Origin of the sequence: Denitrovibrio acetiphilus DSM 12809, assembly GCF_000025725.1 — a bacterium.
Classification (GTDB): domain Bacteria; phylum Chrysiogenota; class Deferribacteres; order Deferribacterales; family Geovibrionaceae; genus Denitrovibrio; species Denitrovibrio acetiphilus.
In genome coordinates this window covers 752,175-772,130 of record NC_013943.1, presented here as the reverse complement: position 1 = coordinate 772,130, position 19,956 = coordinate 752,175, and the positions used below count along the sequence as shown (strand labels likewise).

Genomic DNA, 19,956 nt, shown 5'->3' with positions numbered 1-19,956 from the left:
TCAATTTAACCCTCCTGTGTTCAATTTATTTTAATCTAAGCCCAGTAGTTTAATGATTTCAGCCTCACTATCAGACTTATCAGTTTTTAAAGGCTTAATTGTATCTGAGATGGAGGCATCAGTCCAAGACAAATCAGCAGGTTTTAATTTTTCTAAAGCAGCTTGCAATGCCTGTTCTTTCAATATCCTCTTTGTGGCAGGGAGCGGTCCTCTCTGCCTGTTCAGATTTTCATAGCTTTTAGAGGTTACTATTCGGGGCATTCCTGACGGTTCAGGCTGACTATCGTTTATATCACGGTCAAGCCATAAAGCTAGCTCAGGATTCATTTCGATATGTTCTCTGAGATAGTCAATCAGTTTATAACAATAATCTTGGCAGTTATTATGGAGAGTTGTCGATTTATCCTGCTCGATCTTGGTTAACAGGTTTTCGTACAGCCCAAATTTCCTTACAGCAATGCCTAGCCTTTTCTCATACTCTACGATCTCTTTAGGCTTGTCCGTTCTGCTCTGTTTCTCGATTTCCCACTCATCATCAAGTTTCTGCATTTCTTCATCGGTCAGGACAACTTTCAAATCCTTTCTTGGAACATCTCTGCCAGACTCAAGACGCTTTATTAACTGTTCAATTCTTTTGATTTTCTTATCTGTTTTCAAACGCCACCAATTCAGACCATTTTTCGTTCCGAATTGTATCACGATGCCGTGAGTATTTAAAAGCCTATATAGAGTTATAAATAATTTTATTTAAAGGAGATAAAGCAATGAAAAACTACAAGAAGAAGGCAATGACAATATCAGTGACAGAAGAGATTTATGAGATTCTGAAAACATCGTCAAACAATATGAGTTCATTTATCTGTGATCTGGTTAAGGAGCATCATTACAGGCATGGTACTGAGAGTACAAGAAGTAATACTGTTCAGGAACAGGAGGTCATGAAACCTGAAATGCAACCAATCAGCACAGCCGACCTAATCAGAGAACTAAGAGAAAGACAGGACTAATTCAGAACGAAAAATATTCTAAATTAAAAGCCATTTAACTAGGGGCTGTTCACATTTAAATTAATGCCGATATATATTCCAATGAAATAATTGGAGTATTTTATGTATAGAGCTCAATTATCAGATGAACAATGGGAACGCATCAAAGATATGCTCCCCGGAAAAAAGAGCGACAGCGGAGTAACAGCTAAAGATAACCGTCTTTTTGTAGAAGCAGTCTTATGGATAGCCAGAACAGGTAGTCCTTGGCGTGACATGCACCCCTGCTTTGGCAAATGGCATAGTGTATACGTACGTTATGACAGATGGGCTAAAAAGGATGTTTGGCAGAAAGTATTTGCAGAGCTGTCTGGAGATGCAGACCTTGAGTACCTTATGGTAGACGGCAGTATTGTAAGGGTTCATCAACATGGTGCATCAAAAAAAACTGCCAAAACCAAGAATGCCAAGGGCGTTCCAGAGGCGGTCTGAGTACTAAGATTCATGCATCTGTGGATTCACATGGCAACCCTGTAAGGTTTATCCTTACGGGAGGACAGGAGTCGGAATACGCTCAGGCAGATAATCTCATCGCAGGATTTTCACCTGCTTATGTGATTGCTGACAGAGGGTACGATTCCAATGCTTTTGTGTCTTCAATAATACAGGCTGGTGCTGTTGCAGTTATCCCGCCTAAATGTAATAGATTAGAACAACGGAAATATGACAAGCATTTGTATAAAGAGCGCAATCTGGTTGAAAGGCTCTTTCAGCGAATGAAAGAATTCCGGCGAATTGCCACAAGATATGAAAAACTTGCAAGAAACTATGAGGCAATGGTAACATTGGTGGCTGTAATCATATGGTTAAAATAAATGTGAACAGCCCCTAGATTAAATATTATAATTGAATCTCAGATAACATAAACTATATTAATTATAAACTACATAACATTAATCTGAAGTTATCCATTTATAGTCCTTAAAATAATGTCTCTTAAAGAGAGTTATCGCTGTTTCATATTGACTTAAGATGACAACAACATCGCTATTAGAAGGTATATCATCTTCCTCAAGGATTTCTAGAAATTGGAGCGAATCTTCGAGCGTGTAAATAAAAGTGTGTAAACGTCGTATGTGTTAAACTAACATGCGAGGTTTATGATGAAATTAGACAAGGACAAACTGAAAGAACTGCTTGCTGAAAGCGATGTAAAAACCACAGAAGACCTTCAGGTGTTTATGCGTGACATGATGAAAGAAGTCATAGAAACGCTCTACGAAGGTGAGCTTGAAGCCCATTTAGGCTATAAGAAACATGAACCGAACGTAAGTGACGGCAACAGCCGTAACGGTCGTTCTTCCAAGAAAGTACAATCACAAATGGGCGAAATGGAACTCGAAGTACCCCGTGATCGCCTATCAACCTTTTCGCCTGAAATAGTCAAGAAACGCCAGACAGATATATCAGGCATTGAAGCTAAAGTAATTTCCATGTATGCCAAGGGTATGAGTAACCGTGACATCAAAGAGCACATCTTTGATATCTACGGTCATGAGCTATCGCCGGAGACAGTCAGCGTTATTACAGACAAGATTCTCCCACAGGCTAAAGAATGGCAGAACAGAGCCTTGGAAGAGATATACGCCATCGTCTTTATGGACGGCATGGTTTTAAAGATGCGTGTGGACGGAGCTGTTCGCAACGTCACTATCTACTTTGTGATCGGCATCAGCATGGAAGGTCATAAATCCTGTCTGGGGCTATATCTTGCCGAGACAGAATCCGCTAAATACTGGCTGACAGTTATGAACGAGCTAAAGAACCGTGGAGTACAGGATATTCTTATCTTTGCCGTAGACAACCTCAAGGGCATCTCAGAAGCTATAACAGCCGCTTTTCCACAGTCTGAGATTCAGAAATGCGTAGTCCATCAGATACGCAACTCTCTCCGCTTTGTGCCCTGGAAGGAGCGTAAGACTGTGGCTGCTGACCTCAAGAAAATCTATGCCGCAGCGACCGAGGAACAAGCCAGAGCTGAGCTGGATGCCTTTGCTGAGAAGTGGGACAGCAAATATCCTAACATCTCGAAATCATGGCGGAACAACTGGACTGAGCTTTCTACGTATTTCAAATATTCCAAGGAGCTCAGGAAACTGATTTATACCACGAATCCGGTTGAGAGCTTCCATTCTGCCATCAGGAAATCGACTAAAGGAAAGGGAGCCTTCCCGACGGAAGACTCCCTTGTAAAGCTCTTATATTTAGCTATTTTAGGTATCGAAAAGAAATGGACTATGCCAATCAGGGATTGGGGTGTAATATACTCACAGCTATATATCAACTATGAAGACAGAATTACGACTTTACACAGTTAATATGACAGGCTCGAATCTTCATTCTGGAATAGTTCTTTCAATTGTCCAAGCACTTTATTAACCATTTTAATTTTCATCTTATTAAGCTGCTCGTCTGATTTCTTTTTAGACAAAAGATCAAATTCATTTTTTAAAGATTTAAGCATCTCACTAAGCAGTTTATAGCTTGCTATATCGTTATTACTAGGTAGCCACATGCTTTGTTTTTTCATTATTAACTCCAAACAAATTATTTTATACAAGGTGGAGAAGTCTTTAAAGTAGAGACTTCACCATCTATCACCCAGTAATAGTAGTGCTTTTGATATTTAATATTATCGCATCTCAACTTTTCTAGAGATGTTAAATAGTGAGACAGAATAAATACCACATCTCCATTATTTGGCATATCGTCTACATCAAACTGTTCAAACTCATCAGGAAAAGGGATATAGTCATTTTGCAAGATATGATTTGCTTGATTAAGCATGCTATTAATAAATTTTAATTTAAATTTATTAAGGGGTTCTGTTGGTTTCTTTTTAGATAAAAGTGTTATTTCGTCATAAGCACTCTTAATTTGAGGCTGAAGTTTAAGAAATATTTCTACCTGTTCTTCTGTCATACATTTCTCCTTATACTAAGATGGGCACTGTCTTGTGAACTCTACGTATTTCTTCTTTAGCACATCTATAGGTAGTCTTTGTTTATTTTCATACACCTGAGACATTAACTCTAAATCGTTATCTGTCATAATGAGTATACATTTCCTCTGACCAGACCAAAGGTCTATTGTGTTTTTGTACACACTTTTGGGAGGTTCATTCCTAGTGAAAATAACTCCAAAACTTCCAAACTCATTGTTAAGATAGCGATTTAGCTGATTTACATGAGTCGTCGTAACTTCTTTGACATTTTTTAATTCAAATACAATTTGCCTACTGTTGTACTTATCGTAAATCTCTTTTAGAAAATCATGGGATGTATTGTTATAAAATATAAGATCTCTTATCAAAACACCATCGGCTGTTCTCGCTTGGGGTTTTGCAAAATCTAACTCAGGAAACAGCATGGATGCAAGTAGAGGGCATAGATCTTTCTCATATTGTTGATCTGCGTTATCCGTTTTACCAGTAGGTAATTTAAGAATATTGCCGAGTTTCCTTTTTGATGAGAGAATTGGTATTTGAGAAAACAATGGATCATTTTGGCAATCTTTTTGAGATAGTTGCTTTCTTTTGATAAATTCCTGAACTTGATCGTAGTTTTGCCTATTATAGTCAAGAAGTTGTACCCTTGGTATTGTTGTACCTGCATCTAGCTTGTCAGACATAGAAACATAATCTTTATAGAAGTCCTCATAGTTGATCCAAGGTACAAAACGAAGCCATCTTTTTGGAACAAATAATATCTGGTCTTTAGAAATTGGATTCGTAGGTAGTTGGACTTTTTCAGACACAAATGCCATTTTCTTTAAATCAAAAAAATCAATATTTACAATTTCCATAGGGACATTGTGTTTCTCGCATTGCTGGATAGTATAATCAATGAGAAAAGATTCAAGTAAATTACACGCTATATCACTAACCCTATCTTTAGAAAAGCTATCAACCAATAATTGTAGCTCTTCAAAATGAGTATATCCCTGTTTATTAATTTGCGGAATATCTCTAAATGTAGACAATACAGAGTAAGCCATTTTATCACCAATCTTTTTTCCTTGCTTACTCTTGGAGTTACCCAAACCTACCGCATCGCATTCTGAAATCTCTTTTAAAATTGACACAGCTTGATTTTCATCTTTCAAAAACATATTCCCAAGCTGGTTAAATGAATTGGTAATAGTTGTGTGTAATGAATTATCTTGCTGAGATGGACTTTTCCACAACAAAAAAGGGTCTAGATATAAAGGTATATCTTCGTCTAGAAATGGTATAGCAAAGTCTACATCTGTTTGAGTGAATGTTAAATTATGAAAATCATTTAATCTCGGTCTAATAATCATATTTTTCTCACAATCTAAGTGTTTTACTAGAAACCTATATAACTATTGTACTCTAAAATGATATTGAATCAATATATCAATGGTATTTGATTCATTCTATGTTGACTAGTACTGCGAACTGAATACAGATCATCTACTGCTATGCAGCAATATGGTTAGAAAAAACGTTAGAAATCTAAAAAATAGAAAAGCCTCAGCGAATGCTGAGGCTTCCTATTTTATCGGCATTAAAAATGCCCGAGACCGGAATCGAACCGGTACGAAACAAGCGTTTCGAGAGATTTTAAGTCTCTTGTGTCTACCAATTCCACCACTCGGGCATGGTGTTAATTCTTATTCAATTTTCAAACATTTACAAGGATTTTAAGTCCCTTGCGTCTACCAATTCCGCCACCCGGGCAAAAAGGTTTATATACTTGATATTCGGCAGATTATAGCTATTCATGTTCTAAACATCAACTATTAATTACTGTTATTTTCGGTCAATTGCTGACAATTCCAGCTAACAGCATTTTATAACTCATAATTATCAAGGCTGTGCTGAACTGTTATGGTATCATTCGTATTCTGTAAGCCCCGCTCTAGCTCAGTATACATCCCTGATAGGTATACCTTTGAAGAGATAGGGTAATCCTCTCATTCGTAAATGGATCGAATAAGTATAACTCAAAAATGAAAAGCCGAAGTTTTCAGGCTCCGGCTTTATCTTCATATTTACCTATAAAGTACAAGAAAAAACAGACTACCCTGCCCCTTCAGTCAGTGATTAAAATTCAAGATTTTTCGGAGTTCTGGCAAAAGGTATTACATCTCTGATATTTGTCACACCTGTAACGAACATCAGAAGTCGTTCAAACCCAAGCCCGAACCCTGCATGGGGCACTGTGCCGTATTTCCTTAGCTCAGCATACCAGCCGTATTCTTCCATACTGAGTCCCATCTTTTCTATAGCACTATCCAGAACATCAAGCCTCTCCTCACGCTGGCTTCCGCCGATAAGCTCCCCAACTGAAGGGACAAGAAGATCCATAGCGGCGACAGTCTCACCATCATCGTTCTGACGCATATAGAACGGCTTAATGCTTTTCGGGTAGTTATAAACAAAAACCGGCTTTTTAAAGTGCTTTTCAGTCAGATATCTCTCATGCTCAGTCTGCAAATCCACACCGAACCCAACAGGGTACTCGAACTTTTCGCCGGAATTCTCAAGAATCTTCACCGCTTCGCGATATTCGACACGCTCAAAATCATTCGTAAGCATATTTGTAAGCTTGGCCTCAAGCTCTTTGTCGACAAAATTAAAAAACAGTTCAAGGTCTTCTTTGCAATTCTCCATCAAAAACCAGATAAGATACTTCACAAACTCTTCGGCAAGAGTCATATTGTCGTGAATATCAGCAAACGCCATTTCCGGTTCAATCATCCAGAACTCTGCTGCGTGCCTTGGGGTATTACTGTTTTCGGCGCGGAATGTCGGTCCAAAAGTATAAACACTGCCAAGTGCACACGCATAGCTTTCAGCATCAAGCTGACCTGAAACTGTAAGATACGCCGCTTTGCCGAAAAAATCTTCCGCAACAGGTTTTTTCGTATCCTCAAGGGTTGTCACGCGGAACATCTGCCCGGCACCCTCACAGTCAGAACCTGTAATTATCGGTGTATGAACATAGTGAAATCCACGCTCACGGAAAAACTGATGCACAGCAAATGAAGCCTCGGAGCGGATACGAAATATCGCTCCATATTTATTCGTTCTGGGGCGCAGATGAGCTATCTGGCGCAGGAATTCGTCTGAGTGGCGTTTCTTTTGCAGAGGATATGTCTCCTGGTCTGCACCACCAACAAGAGCAACTGCCTTCGCCTTAAGCTCCCACTTCTGACCTTTCCCTGGTGATTCTATAAGATCACCTTTTATCTCAACAGATGCTCCGGTATTAATATCCTTTAAAACATCGTAAGTTCCGATATCTTCATCAGCAATCGCCTGAAGATTTTTCAGACATGAACCGTCGTTCAGTTCCAGAAACGTAAAATTCTTCGAATCTCTTTTGCTTCGCACCCACCCATGAACAGTAATATCACTCTCAGGATGCTCTGCGTTTAAAAGGTCTTTGATTTTGTTTCTCATTATCAAACTCCGTGAAATCTGCCTTCGCTATATATCATAACACCATCGGCATAGACTTTGCCGTCAGCCATTCCCTTTATCATATCCCAGTGTATTCCTGACTTGTTTTTCCCGCCAGCCTCAGGATAGCTTGCACCCACAGCCATATGTATTGTGCGTCCGATCTTTTCGTCAAAGAGTATATTCTTAGTCGGCTTATTAATATTATCATTCAGCCCGAAAGCTATCTCTCCAATGAGTCTGGAGCCTTCATCAGTGTCGAGAACAGACTGAAGAAAATCATCCCCCTTCTCTGCACTTGCCTCAATTATGCGCCCTTTATCGATTTTCAGCGTAATACCGCCGGCTTCAACCCCCATATACGATGTCGGCAGGTCAAAGTATATCTGTCCGTTAACGCCGTCTTCCACAGGACTTGTAAAAACCTCTCCGTCCGGCATATTGTGATGACCGTTACAATTAATCCATTTACGCCCTTCCACATTGAAGGTTATATCAGTATTCTTCCCTTCGATGCGTATCTCTTTTGTCCCTGTGAGAATATCGACAACTTTATTCTGAAACTCATCTACTTCTTTCCATGCGGCAACCGGATCAGCTTCGTTCAGCTTACATGCGTTAAATACAAATTCTGTATACTCATCAAGAGACATCTCCGCATCCTGCGCCATAGCCTGTGTCGGATACGGACAGAGCGACCAGCGGAATTCTCCCTTCTCTTCTCTGTCCATAAGCACGTCACGAACTTTACGCATTGATTTTGCATAGAGGGAAACTTTGGATTTATCAGTGTTTGTGAGCTGTTTTGTGTTGTCCGTGCTATCTATATATACTTGTGCAGTAATGTTCTCTGCATCTGCCATAACTGAGGGGGGGATAAATTCGAGCTGTTTTTCAGTTGCGTATTTATAAAAGACAGACTGCTGCTCTGAAATCATCATACGCAGAACCGGGTGTGCGCCCATCTCAAGCGTCTTTCTTACGAACTCTTTGACAAGCGGCTCTGCCACTGTTTCTGACCTTATGAGGAATATGTCCCCCTCTTTCAGATCGAGAGAATATTCACAAATAAGCTGTGCCATCTTTTTCTCTAAACTCATAAAAAGATATCTCCTTTCAAATACAATAAGGGGGCAAAAAGCCCCCTCTGTTTTTTATCGAATGTTACTGTAACCGCCAAAACACGGTCACTCTCGTTTATGCCGGAATGCCGGCAATAACTCTATTTACCTTTAAGGTTGTAAAACGCACCAAGCCCTTTATAAGCTGCCTGATCGAAGAGCTCTTCCTCTATGCGCAGAAGCTGGTTGTACTTGGCTATCCTGTCTGTTCTACAAGCGGAACCTGTTTTAATCTGTCCGGCATTCACAGCAACTGCAAGGTCTGCAATAGTTGTGTCTTCTGACTCGCCTGAGCGGTGAGAGATAACACATGTATACCCTGCTTCTCTTGCTGTCTGTATAGCATCCAGAGTCTCTGTGAGGGTTCCTATCTGGTTCAGCTTCACAAGGATAGAGTTAGCGACTCCTGTTTTGATACCCCGTGTAAGTCTCTCTGTGTTAGTGACAAAAAGGTCGTCCCCCACAAGCTGGCATTTGTCGCCGATAGCGTCGGTAAGAAGCTTCCATCCATCCCAGTCATTTTCATCCAGACCATCTTCAATGGATATAATAGGGTACTTTTCAACGAGATATTTATAATATTCCACCATCTGAGCAGATGTTTTTTCCGGCTCCGCCTCAGCTTCGAGGACATAAACGCCTTTATCTTTGTTATAAAATTCGCTTGAGGCTGCATCAATAGCTATGTAGATATCTGAACCAGCTTTATAGCCCGCTTTATCGATAGCTTCGAGGATAACTTCTATCGCCTCTTCGTTAGAGCCGAGGTTCGGAGCGAAACCGCCCTCATCCCCGACAGATGTGCTCATCCCTTTTGCTTTCAGCACGCCTTTAAGTGTATGAAAAACTTCAACACCCATTCTGAGAGCTTCACGGAATGATTCTGCGCCGAGAGGCATAATCATGAATTCCTGAATATCAACGTTATTATCAGCATGTTCGCCGCCGTTAAGTATATTCATCATAGGAGCAGGGAGAGTACACGCGTATGCACCGCCGATATATTTATAAAGCGGAAGCCCACAGGACTCCGCAGCAGCTTTTGCACAAGCGAGTGAAACACCGAGAATAGCGTTTGCGCCAAGTTTCCCTTTATTTTTTGTACCGTCAAGCTCAATGAGCATCTCGTCAATGAGCTTCTGCTCTGTAACATCAATCCCCTCAAGCTCAGGTGCAACGATTTCATTAACGTTTTGTACAGCCTGAAGCACTCCCTTACCGAGAAAACGCTCTTTGTCGCCATCACGAAGCTCTACAGCTTCATATTCGCCGGTGGAAGCACCTGATGGAACAATGGCACGCCCCATAACGCCGCCACTTGTCACAACCTCAACCTCAATTGTAGGATTTCCTCTGGAGTCCAGAACTTCTCTGGCAAAAACATCAATTATATCAGTCATAGAATTCTCCTCAGTATATATGATTTAACTTTTTGGTATGAAATATAAGAGGCGCCCGTGCCCCCCTTTTCCGCCCTCAGTATATATTGATGTAGGATCAAAAAACAACATTATTTAAGTCTTAAAAATATTTTTATTGGTATTATTACAAAATCAGTCTATTTTTATATTATTAGACATCTGAAAGGTACGAACAGAGGTTATATGTTGAAAAGCTTTATTTATACTAAGAAAAAGTATTACCTCCTTTTCTCAGGCTACTTTCTAACATTTGGTGTAGTCATCGCCTTGCTCACGTCCTTTATAAATTACAACATAAAATATACAGATATTGAGAAACAGCTAAAGTCCCGTTCACAGTCTGAAGCGGCATTAAAAATAGACTTTCTTACAAGCTATGTGTGGAACATAGAGCAGGAACTCGAATCTCTTTTAAATAACCAGATCACCCTTAACTTTATCCACCAAGAAACCGCAGACAGAAGAAACCAGCTCCAGAGCCTCTTTTACTCTGTCATGTTCTCTAACAAAGATCTCATGCAGCTCAGATTTATTGATGCAGCCGGCATGGAGGTCATAAGAATAGACCGCCCTGATTATGACGGAGGTATAAAAATCGTTGAGCAACAGGATATGCAGGACAAAAGCGGAAGGTACTACTTCAGGCAGGCATCAAAATTACCTGAAAAATCTTTCTGGCACTCTAACCTCGACCTAAATATTGAACACGGCACAATTGAAGTCCCTTACAAACCGACATACAGAGTTGCAGCCCCATTATATGTTGGACACAAATTCAAGGGTATAGTTATAGCAAACCTCTTAATGAACAACATACTCAGCACCTTATCAAACTCTGCCTATTTCAGCGTATATGTTGCTGATGTTTACGGTGATATTCTCGTCAGTCCTGAACCGGATAAGTCGTGGAGCAGATACCTTCCTAACAGACCAAATGCAGAAGATATCTTCCCCGAACACATTGATGTAATAAAAAAGAAAGGGGACGCCATCCGGGATGAATTTTATATGTTTTGTCTTGAGGATATCTTCCTTAACAACGAAGGGGTTAAGCTTATTCTTGCGCCGAAAGACGAGGTCATGGGGCAGCTCAAAAAATCTAATATACTGTCTGCTATACTCATAACTCTCATCGTGTTGCTGATATCCATCCCTCTTTCATGGCTTGCATCATATCTGCCGTCCAGACTCCAGTCCAGTCTGCTCAACGCCTATGAAAAGATAAAAGAGTACAACAAAATGATAGACAGACATATCTCTACCAGCAAAACAGATATACACGGCAGAATAACAGAAGTGAGCAGCAAATTCACCGAAATAACAGGTTTCAGCAAAAGTGAAATAGTAGGCAAAACCCATAGAATCCTCCGCCATCCGGACAACCCTTCAGAGCTCTTCGAAAGTATGTGGCTAACCATAAGCAACGGTGACACATGGCAGGGAGAGATAAAGAATGTCAATAAAACAGGAGAAGAATACTGGGTACACCAGACTATCTCACCTGAAGTTGACAAATACCAAACCATAATCGGATTTAATTCCATTTCAAGAGATATAACAGACAAAAAACGGATAGAGGAGCTGTCGGTAACCGACAGACTCACAAGCCTGTATAACAGACATAAACTTGATGACGTACTTCAATCTGAATACAGCAGGCACCAGAGACACAATACTGATTTCTGTGCGGTTCTCATTGACATAGATCACTTCAAAAACGTCAATGACACTCATGGGCATCAGACAGGGGATAAAGTACTTGTAAAGCTGGCAGAATTACTCAAAGCCAATACAAGAGAGTCAGACTATATAGGCAGGTGGGGCGGAGAAGAGTTCCTGATTATCGCTGTGGAATCAAACCTTGAAGGGACTGCATTCTTGGCGGAAAAACTTAGAAGAATGGTTGAAGAAACAGATTTCCCTATTGTCGGAAAAATCACGATCAGCCTTGGCGCTGCACAGTATAAAACCGGAGAAACTATAGCTCACTTCATAAACAGAGCAGATGACGCTCTGTATACTGCTAAACAAACAGGTAGAAACAAGCTTGTAAATGCAGAATAAATAAACAAAAACATTGATTTTAAATGCTATAACCGTTAGCTTAACTTGAGAATAATCTGTTTTAAGGTAGAATTATATTCAGGAGCTATCAATGACAGAGATGATGTACTCACGTAAGCGTTTTTATCTTCTTTCCGTCTCTTTCTTTATATTCTTTGGCATACTGATCGCAATAACTACAGCCATAGTCAACTACAAACTCGCATCAAAACAAAATATTGAACAGATAAACCTCAGAGCAAGCTCTGAACTATCGTATAAAAAGCTTTACCTTGAAGACTATATAACACATAAAGAATTAGTTGTCACAATACTGGCAAGGCACCTGCTTTTAAATGATTTTATCACATCAGAGGGAGTAGACGAACGGGCAAGAGTCAATTCATTTTTCCAGTCTGTAGTTTTCGCAAACCCCGATATAATGCAGCTTCGGTTTATAAACAGTAACGGTCTGGAGAGAATCCGTGTCGACAGGATCGATAACGAAATATTCACTTATCCTCAGATATATTTACAAAGCAAATATGACAGATACTACTTTCAAGAGAGCAACCAACTTAACAAAACACAGTTATGGCATTCCAGAATTGACCTTAACATTGAACATGGCAAGATTGAGCTGCCGTATAAGCCTACCTACAGAATCGCTGCTCCGGTTGTAGTCAACGGCGAACATAAAGGTATCGTTATAGTTAATCTGCTCATGCAGAGAGTTATTGACCTCTTGACTGAATATGCTAACTTCAGCACATACTTAATTGATAACGAAGGAGAAATAATCTCTGCCTCTGACGCAAGTCTTGCGTGGAGCAAATATCTCAAATCCGATATTAAAATTAACAATATATTCCCCGGTGCATTTAATAACGACATGAATCAGTCCTCACTACAAAAAAGTAATCTTTTTGTGTATAGCCTAAACCAGATATTCGATAACGGCGAAGGTGTCAAACTCATTATGAAACCTAAAGCAAGCATGCTGCACCAGATAAAAAAGAACAATCTGATATCTGCCCAAATTGTTGCACTTGTTATCTTACTGATAAGCTTCCCGCTGTCATGGGTAGCGTCATATGCTCCATCAAAGCTTCAGTCAAGCCTGCTGAAAGCTTTCGACAAGATACGTAGGTTCAACTTCATAATAGACAGTAACATAGCCACAACAGAAATAGACCTGAAAGGTAACTTTACTGCTGTCAGCGCAAAATATGCCGAGATGACAGGATACAATCACACAGAATTGATAGGCAACACACACAGCCTCATACGACACCCTGACACAACACAAAAACAGCTGGACGACCTTTGGAAAACCATATTAAAAAAAGAAATATGGCAGGGGGAATTCAAGAACATCAATAAAGACGGTGAGCTCTTCTGGACAAAACAGACTGCCACCCCTGCAATAGACGACAAGGGAAATGTAACGGGATATACAGCCGTTATACACAACATCACAGAGAAAAAGAAGATAGAAGAACTCTCCATTACAGATAGACTGACAGGACTTTATAACAGACATAAACTTGATGCCGTTCTTAAGGCTGAGCGAATCAGAAATGAAAGACACAATACAAGGTTTTGCGCAGCTATCCTTGATGCTGATCATTTCAAAAGAGTTAACGACACTTATGGTCACCAGGTAGGTGACGATGTCCTCGTGAAACTTGCTGCTATTATAAAAGAAAACACCAGAGAATCCGATTTTTGCGGAAGATGGGGCGGGGAAGAATTTCTCGTTGTTGCCCTTGAAACAGACATTACCAATACAGCTTTTTTAGCCGACAAACTGCGCAAGGCTGTCGAAGAGACAGACTTTACCCCGGTAGAAAAAGTGACAGTCAGCATTGGTGTCGCAGAATATAGCAGAGGTGAAACCATAGCTCACTTCATAAACAGAGCAGACGAAGCCCTCTACAAAGCCAAACAAACAGGTAGAAACAGAGTCGTTTCGGCATAAACAAATAACGCTTACATTGGTTTAACACCTTGACTTGTCGTTTTGCACTATACTATTATTCAAATATTCAACAAAAGCGAGTCAAGGAAAAAAATGTACGAAATACCAAACCTACTCTTTGCCGACAGGCAGGGAAACATATACGATCATCCGCATCTGAAAATGACTGTCAGAAGCGAAAATTATAACTTTGTACCCTATGAAATAGAACTGATTGAACTTCCGGCAAGCTCACGACTATTCTTCGTGCCGGACACACATCCCCACGCTTATAATCCAGACACAGCAGGAATGGAAGTTTTTACGGGCGGGTACGCTGTCAGTGCATTTCTAGACCCGGGATATCTACGCCTTTTCCTCCCCTCATTTAAAAAGCTAAGTGATGTAATACTGCCCATGTATGCATATACCGCTGTAGGCTGGCTTAACGGAAAATTCGTTGTGCCGGCTATAAAAGTTGATGACGACTCGAAATGGAACCCGAAAAATTTCGACTACACAGACAAGTTCAAAGAAGTTGTTGATGCAAAACTTGAACAGTTCCCCAAAAACCGTGTCTATAAGCAGCTTTCAAAATGCGCTCTGGAATACCACTGCACAGCCGCTAAAAATGCTTTCATAGGCAGATGGGAGTGTCCCCTCCCCACAGCCCCGACTTGCAACAGCAGGTGCCTCGGGTGCATATCTCTCCAGGAGGACAAACGTATAGAATCTCCTCAGCAAAGACTTAAGTTTGTACCGAAAGTCAACGAAATTGTCGAAGTCGCTCTGAACCACTACGAAGTTGCGGAGGAGCCTATTGTGAGCTTCGGACAAGGGTGTGAAGGCGACCCGATCATGACAGCGGATGTCATCGCAAAAGCTGTTACGATAATCAAAAAGAAAGCTCCGGATCTCACTGTCAACTTCAACTCCAACTGCAGCAATCCTGAAAAGATGAAAATGCTGTTCGACGCAGGGCTCGACAGTATACGTGTAAGCATAAACTCTGTCGTCCACTCCACATATGAAAGCTATTATCAGCCGGTGGGATATAGCCTGGACAATGTGCTGCAAAGTATAGAGCTTGCTAACAGCTATAAAGTTTATACTGCGCTGAACCTGCTTACAATCCCCGGAGTAAACGACAGAGAGAGCGAAACAGAAACAATGCTCGACTTCTTAAATGCCTACGAGATAGACCTTATACAACTGCGTAATCTGAACATCGACCCTGATTTTCTTTTCGATAAGCTCAAATTTAAAAAAGAAGAGATATTAGGCATAAAGAACATGCTAAAATTAATAAAGAAAAAAAAGAAGACAATCAAATTCGGTTATTTCAACCGCACCAGAGAGAATTTTCACAAAGATCTGGGGCTGCCGGACTTGAAAAGGAGAGGTAAATGAAAAAATTACTAGTACTTGCCGCAATGATGGTGTCCAGTGTTGTTTTTGCTGACGAATTCAAAATCCAAAACAGCATGACACAGTCACAGTTCCAGGACCTGTCAAAAGAGATGGGACAGATGGTAACCCCAACTCCAAACAGCCCGGCGGAACCACTGAAAACTCTCGGATTTGATATTGCCCTTGAAACAACACTAGTTAATATCAGCGACGGTGACTCCCACTGGAAAAACGCATGGGATAACGGCGACCCCGACAGCATGGCACTGCTTTACAGAGTACATGTTCAGAAAGGATTTCCTTTCGGGATTGACCTTGGGCTCAGCGTTACCAAAGGAACAAACATAGATTTTACCGCTATTACAGGTGAAGTAAAATACGCTATCCTTAAAGGGACAACAGTTACTCCCGCACTTAGCGTTAAAGGCTCTTATACAAAAGTTTTCGGTCTGGACGACATTGACCTCCAGACTCTTTCCGCAGGCATTTATGTCAGCAAGGGTATCCTCATGTTCACTCCGTACGGCGGTCTTGAAACTGTCTATACCATGGCTTCTGACGACTCCGATGCTGACCTTGACGATGAAAATGTCAACGCAGTCAGAGGTATCGTTGGTCTCCAGTTCTCACCTCTCCCACTAATATCAATCAACGGAGAGATTGCTGTGGGAACTGTAACTTCATATGGTTTAAAGGCTGGACTCAGATTCTAGCTTGAAGGTTGAAATGAACACAAATTTTTACGACTATCTGGTCTTAGGCAGCGGCGTGGCTGGACTCAGAGCAGCAATAGAGCTCTCCGGTCACGGACGTGTTGCCGTGGTAACCAAATGCTTTCTAGGCGAAAGCTCATCAGAATATGCTCAGGGGGGGGTAGCAGTTGCTCTCTCTGACGACGACGACATCTCACTGCACATAGAAGACACTCTGCGTGCAGGCGACGGGCTCTGCGATCTCAAAGCTGTCTCCACACTCGTGGAGGAAGGACCGCAGTATATCAAACAGCTAATATCCTGGGGTGCGAAGTTCGATATGCACGGCAGCCTGCTGGACTTCACCAGAGAGGCGGCACACAGCGTCAAACGCATTATCCATGCAAAAGGGGACGCCACAGGGCATGAAATCGTACGCACTCTGAAAGAGCACTCCGCAGGCATAGAAAACATCGAAAAACTGGAATACACCTATGCGCTGGACTTCATCAAAGATGCTCCGGACAGTGTCGCAGGGGTGATCGCGCTGAACGAAAAAACAGGCGAAATAAGCCTCTACTATGCAAAAGCTGTCATTGTCGCCACAGGCGGCGCAGGCAGACTTTACACCAGAACAACCAACCCGGAGGTCGTCACCGGCGACGGAATGGCTATGGCATTCAGAGCTCAGGCTGTGATGCGTGACATGGAGTTCTTCCAGTTTCACCCCACAGGACTGACTGTTGAGGGCGCACCTGCGTTTCTGCTCAGCGAGGCGATGCGCGGTGAAGGCGGTGTTCTCAAAAATAAATACATGGAACGCTTCTGCACCAAATACCATCCGGACGGTGAGCTTGCCCCGAGAGACGTCGTGAGCCGCTCAATATTCTTTGAGATGAAAGAGACAGATTCGTCACACGTTTTCCTCGACCTGTCCCACCTAGACTCTAACTTTGTTAAAAACAGATTCCCAAAAATATATTCCACCTGTCTTGAATACGGACTGGATATTTCCAAAGACCCCATACCGGTCAGCCCCGCTGCTCACTACTTTATGGGGGGGATACTCACAGACGACTGGGGACGTTCCACGCTGAAAGGACTTTACGCCTGTGGTGAGGCAGCATGTACTGGCGTACACGGCGCAAACAGGCTGGCAAGCAATTCTCTCCTCGAAGGCGTTGTCTACGGAGGCAGAAGCGCAAAAGCAGCCGTCAAAGACAATAACAACAGGGAAGTAAGAGAACAGGACATCAAAATTGAAACCATACTGGAGATAGCAGACCCGAAAAAAGATCTGGAAGCTATACATACGTGCATGTGGAAAAACGTCAGCGTATCCAGAAACGAGGCAGACCTGGATGAAGCAATCGCTTACCTCAGCGGGTTTCTTGCTCAGTTCGATGGCAAAGTTGCTAAAAACAGAGCAACGGCAGAGCTGCGCAACCTCGCCACTGTGGGACTTCTGATCTCCAAAGCGGCAAAAGAACGCAAAGGGAGCAGAGGCGCGCAATACAGAGAAGATTATCCGGAAAGGATTGCCGAAAACTGGCACATATATTTTGAAAATGCACTGTTTAGTCCCGTTAAAAGGTAAAAATAAGCCGCTGCACACAGCAGACGGCTCCATGTCGCTTTACAGCATGGAATACCACGAAGGTTACAGGGCAAAGAGTGTCGGTGCATATACCGAGAGTCTCCATAAATTCTATCATGCATCTTGCATTGGTGAGCTGCTGAAAAAGCAGGATGTGCGTCTGCTTGACATATGCCTTGGGGGCGGAAGCAATCTTTCTGTCACGCTGGACAAAATTGCAGACATAGACACCCCGTACAAACTCCATATCGTAACCGTCGAAAGACAAGCTTCGCTGTTTGAAACAATAATGGACACGCCTTATCTATGGCCTCTGAGGGGATATAATATCCTCAGGGAACTCATAGTCAACGCAAACCACAAAAATGTCCGGCTGGACATAGCCATTGGCGACGCAAGAGAAATTCTCAGTAAACTCATGTGGAGTTTTGACGTGATATATTTTGACCCTTTCGGGAAAAGAAAAAATCCGGAAATGTGGACAGTAGAGGTTTTCCGGCAACTCCACAGGCTATGCTCAGACAAAGCAAAAGTGGTGACATATTCATCAGGAAAAGTCATACGTCAGGACTTTGTAGCAGCAGGCTTCAAGTTCACAAGTACGCCAAAACCCGAAGGAGCTTTTCAGGAAGGTACGGTCTTTTCAAAAGAATGACATTTTTTCAAATATTTTGTTGACACCATTCATATAATGCGATATAAAACATCTCCCAAGCGGGTGTAGCTCAGCTGGTAGAGCGCGACCTTGCCAAGGTTGAGGTCGCCGGTTCGAGTCCGGTCACCCGCTTTTTTTACGAAAGGCCGACTTCTGGTCGGTCTTTTTAGTTTATACTGATGGCGACGTGGCCGAGTGGTTAGGCAGCGGCCTGCAAAGCCGTGTACCCCAGTTCGATCCTGGGCGTCGCCTTTAGAGAATAAGAAAAGCTCATCTCCGGATGGGCTTTTTTGATTTTAAGCCATCTTTCCATTCAGGCGTTCATAATATTTCCGATATATTCACCTGAACGGCTGCAAGCTGCACATTAAACAGAAATAATAGATGTAACAGTTTTTTAGCTTTTCGTGGACATTTACCACCCCTTTGTGTTAGTTTTTTATATTATGAATACATTTTACGCACCAAAATTCAAAGCATCACTGACAGGACTCGACCTTGTACTTCACAACTCCATACTGAAATACCTCGGCGGCATATCAGCACATGACGAGTGGCAGGCGAGAAGCTTCAGTGCACAAACCCCAAACCCCGAAGCAATAACAAGGCTTAACAGCCAGCTTGAAAAAATCCCTCAGTTCCTACAGAGTGATGAGGGGCAGCAGAAGATGAAGGACTTTATGCAGGAATCATCCAACGTCCTTCTAGGGCTTTTCAAATTTGACAAAGAATGGGTGAGCAGAGAATACCTTGGCGGTAAGAAATTTACTTTTGTGCTTGGGTTCATGCATACGGGCGGTTCATACGCAATGAGCGAGCTTTGCAAAATCCACGGTTATAACCATCAGGACTACTCTTCCACAATGACCTATGACTCCATCCCCAGAGGGGGCGAGATACATTACATAGACACACCCGGATACCTCAAACAGGTGCTCTTTGACTTCGCACAGTACATCACATGGGTCAAAAGAGAACAAAATAACCTGCTGCACGTTGTACATAAAAGTATTAATTCAACTGTATGCATTAGTCTGCTTAACGGAATCTTTGGGGAAGACGCAAACTTCTTCATAACAATAAGAAACCCGCTGCATTCAGCTCATGCATTCAAAAAGCTTGAAAGCTTCAAAGACAGCAGTACGCCTCCGGCATGGGAAAATATTCTCATTACAAAAGGTTTTGTAACCAAAGAGAAATTTGATCAGATAGACTTTTATGAAAAATGTATCCTCTGGTGGACATACATATACGAAAAAGCAGCTCACGATATCCGTCAGGTCAAAAATAGAGTACATATTGCACGCTACGACCAGACTATGCCGGACACTATAAAAGAGTATGCAAAAGCTCACAGAGTAAACAATTTCGTTCCGGATGCTATGGATACTGAGCAGGATTACTCTTTTGAGGATAAGCACATTGAACAGGCGCAAAAAGCCATGGACTACATAAACCAGTGCTTTGAAACAAGCCTTTCTGCTTAATACAGCAGATTTTGTTTTTGTAAAATTTAGTTCAATAAGAAAATTTCACTAACAAATAAAATACACCTTAAGTTAATTTTAGTTTAAACATAAA

At 41.7% G+C, this 19,956-nt stretch carries 17 protein-coding genes and 3 tRNA genes; 12 read left to right on the top strand and 8 right to left on the bottom strand.

Annotated elements, in window-relative coordinates; all coding sequences use genetic code 11:
* Positions 1-30: 30 nt before the first annotated feature.
* A complete protein-coding gene (locus tag DACET_RS03820; protein ID WP_041229865.1) occupies positions 31-657 on the bottom strand; it encodes a hypothetical protein in 627 nt (208 codons plus the stop codon).
* Positions 658-764: 107 nt separating this feature from the next.
* Between DACET_RS03820 and DACET_RS03815 the strand changes: the two genes are divergently transcribed.
* From DACET_RS03815 to DACET_RS03800, 3 genes are all read left to right on the top strand, one after another.
* Positions 765-1,007 carry a hypothetical protein gene (locus tag DACET_RS03815; RefSeq protein ID WP_013010074.1) on the top strand — a complete coding sequence of 81 codons (243 nt, stop codon included), beginning with the start codon at positions 765-767 and terminating at the stop codon, positions 1,005-1,007.
* A gap of 102 nt (positions 1,008-1,109) precedes the next feature.
* Positions 1,110-1,861 (top strand): IS5 family transposase gene (locus tag DACET_RS15930; protein WP_211204088.1). Its coding sequence is split into 2 segments (ribosomal slippage): positions 1,110-1,425 and positions 1,425-1,861, totalling 753 coding nucleotides; the frame shifts between segments, so codons are not numbered across the junction.
* A 288-nt stretch (positions 1,862-2,149) separates the two neighbouring features.
* Positions 2,150-3,364 (top strand): IS256 family transposase, encoded by a 1,215-nt coding sequence (locus tag DACET_RS03800; RefSeq protein WP_013009968.1) that lies wholly within the window; start codon positions 2,150-2,152, stop codon positions 3,362-3,364.
* Here DACET_RS03800 and DACET_RS03795 read toward each other — a convergent pair.
* From DACET_RS03795 to eno, 7 genes are all read right to left on the bottom strand, one after another.
* A complete protein-coding gene (locus tag DACET_RS03795; protein ID WP_013010073.1) occupies positions 3,361-3,576 on the bottom strand; it encodes a hypothetical protein in 216 nt (71 codons plus the stop codon). The genes DACET_RS03800 and DACET_RS03795 overlap by 4 nt on opposite strands.
* A gap of 17 nt (positions 3,577-3,593) precedes the next feature.
* A complete protein-coding gene (locus DACET_RS03790; RefSeq protein WP_013010072.1) occupies positions 3,594-3,968 on the bottom strand; it encodes a hypothetical protein in 375 nt (124 codons plus the stop codon).
* 15 nt (positions 3,969-3,983) lie between these two features.
* Complete coding sequence (locus tag DACET_RS03785; protein WP_013010071.1) at positions 3,984-5,348, bottom strand: hypothetical protein; 1,365 nt, start codon at positions 5,346-5,348, stop codon at positions 3,984-3,986.
* Positions 5,349-5,582: 234 nt separating this feature from the next.
* Positions 5,583-5,668: transfer RNA gene (locus DACET_RS03780), tRNA-Leu, on the bottom strand.
* A 446-nt stretch (positions 5,669-6,114) separates the two neighbouring features.
* A complete protein-coding gene (asnS, locus tag DACET_RS03775) occupies positions 6,115-7,479 on the bottom strand; it encodes an asparagine--tRNA ligase (RefSeq protein WP_041230115.1) in 1,365 nt (454 codons plus the stop codon).
* Entirely contained in the window at positions 7,479-8,576 is a 1,098-nt protein-coding gene (locus DACET_RS03770; protein WP_013010069.1) for an aminopeptidase, read from the bottom strand. The genes asnS and DACET_RS03770 overlap by 1 nt, the downstream gene beginning before the upstream one ends.
* A gap of 122 nt (positions 8,577-8,698) precedes the next feature.
* The gene (gene eno, locus DACET_RS03765) at positions 8,699-9,997 is read right to left on the bottom strand and encodes a phosphopyruvate hydratase (protein ID WP_013010068.1); all 1,299 of its coding nucleotides are present in this window, start codon (positions 9,995-9,997) and stop codon (positions 8,699-8,701) included.
* 204 nt (positions 9,998-10,201) lie between these two features.
* Here eno and DACET_RS03760 point away from each other — a divergent pair, with 204 nt between their 5' ends.
* The 9 genes from DACET_RS03760 to DACET_RS03720 all read left to right on the top strand — a co-directional run bounded on the left by DACET_RS03760 (position 10,202) and on the right by DACET_RS03720 (position 19,862).
* Positions 10,202-12,082: a sensor domain-containing diguanylate cyclase gene (locus DACET_RS03760; protein ID WP_013010067.1), complete on the top strand. Its 1,881-nt coding sequence runs from the start codon at positions 10,202-10,204 to the stop codon at positions 12,080-12,082.
* A 91-nt stretch (positions 12,083-12,173) separates the two neighbouring features.
* Positions 12,174-14,042 (top strand): diguanylate cyclase, encoded by a 1,869-nt coding sequence (locus tag DACET_RS03755; RefSeq protein ID WP_013010066.1) that lies wholly within the window; start codon positions 12,174-12,176, stop codon positions 14,040-14,042.
* 93 nt (positions 14,043-14,135) lie between these two features.
* Positions 14,136-15,431, top strand: coding sequence for a radical SAM family protein (locus DACET_RS03750; protein ID WP_013010065.1), 1,296 nt, complete (start codon positions 14,136-14,138; stop codon positions 15,429-15,431).
* Positions 15,428-16,144: a hypothetical protein gene (locus tag DACET_RS03745; protein WP_013010064.1), complete on the top strand. Its 717-nt coding sequence runs from the start codon at positions 15,428-15,430 to the stop codon at positions 16,142-16,144. The genes DACET_RS03750 and DACET_RS03745 overlap by 4 nt, the downstream gene beginning before the upstream one ends.
* 13 nt (positions 16,145-16,157) lie before the next feature.
* Complete coding sequence (nadB, locus tag DACET_RS03740) at positions 16,158-17,720, top strand: L-aspartate oxidase (protein WP_013010063.1); 1,563 nt, start codon at positions 16,158-16,160, stop codon at positions 17,718-17,720.
* The gene (locus DACET_RS03735; protein WP_013010062.1) at positions 17,692-18,375 is read left to right on the top strand and encodes a tRNA (5-methylaminomethyl-2-thiouridine)(34)-methyltransferase MnmD; all 684 of its coding nucleotides are present in this window, start codon (positions 17,692-17,694) and stop codon (positions 18,373-18,375) included. The genes nadB and DACET_RS03735 overlap by 29 nt, the downstream gene beginning before the upstream one ends.
* Before the next feature lie 59 nt (positions 18,376-18,434).
* Positions 18,435-18,507: transfer RNA gene (locus DACET_RS03730), tRNA-Gly, on the top strand.
* A gap of 49 nt (positions 18,508-18,556) precedes the next feature.
* Positions 18,557-18,627: transfer RNA gene (locus DACET_RS03725), tRNA-Cys, on the top strand.
* Between the two features lie 194 nt (positions 18,628-18,821).
* Complete coding sequence (locus DACET_RS03720) at positions 18,822-19,862, top strand: hypothetical protein (RefSeq protein WP_013010061.1); 1,041 nt, start codon at positions 18,822-18,824, stop codon at positions 19,860-19,862.
* Positions 19,863-19,956 lie beyond the last annotated feature (94 nt).

Coding starts and splice junctions, on each gene's coding strand:
- DACET_RS03815 (WP_013010074.1), top strand. CDS start 765: ATGAAAAACTACAAGAAGAAGGCAATGACAATATCAGTGACAGAAGAG.
- DACET_RS03800 (WP_013009968.1), top strand. CDS start 2,150: ATGAAATTAGACAAGGACAAACTGAAAGAACTGCTTGCTGAAAGCGAT.
- DACET_RS03795 (WP_013010073.1), bottom strand. CDS start 3,576: ATGAAAAAACAAAGCATGTGGCTACCTAGTAATAACGATATAGCAAGC.
- DACET_RS03790 (WP_013010072.1), bottom strand. CDS start 3,968: ATGACAGAAGAACAGGTAGAAATATTTCTTAAACTTCAGCCTCAAATT.
- DACET_RS03785 (WP_013010071.1), bottom strand. CDS start 5,348: ATGATTATTAGACCGAGATTAAATGATTTTCATAATTTAACATTCACT.
- DACET_RS03770 (WP_013010069.1), bottom strand. CDS start 8,576: ATGAGTTTAGAGAAAAAGATGGCACAGCTTATTTGTGAATATTCTCTC.
- eno (WP_013010068.1), bottom strand. CDS start 9,997: ATGACTGATATAATTGATGTTTTTGCCAGAGAAGTTCTGGACTCCAGA.
- DACET_RS03760 (WP_013010067.1), top strand. CDS start 10,202: ATGTTGAAAAGCTTTATTTATACTAAGAAAAAGTATTACCTCCTTTTC.
- DACET_RS03755 (WP_013010066.1), top strand. CDS start 12,174: ATGACAGAGATGATGTACTCACGTAAGCGTTTTTATCTTCTTTCCGTC.
- DACET_RS03750 (WP_013010065.1), top strand. CDS start 14,136: ATGTACGAAATACCAAACCTACTCTTTGCCGACAGGCAGGGAAACATA.
- DACET_RS03745 (WP_013010064.1), top strand. CDS start 15,428: ATGAAAAAATTACTAGTACTTGCCGCAATGATGGTGTCCAGTGTTGTT.
- nadB (WP_013010063.1), top strand. CDS start 16,158: ATGAACACAAATTTTTACGACTATCTGGTCTTAGGCAGCGGCGTGGCT.
- DACET_RS03735 (WP_013010062.1), top strand. CDS start 17,692: ATGCACTGTTTAGTCCCGTTAAAAGGTAAAAATAAGCCGCTGCACACA.
- DACET_RS03720 (WP_013010061.1), top strand. CDS start 18,822: ATGAATACATTTTACGCACCAAAATTCAAAGCATCACTGACAGGACTC.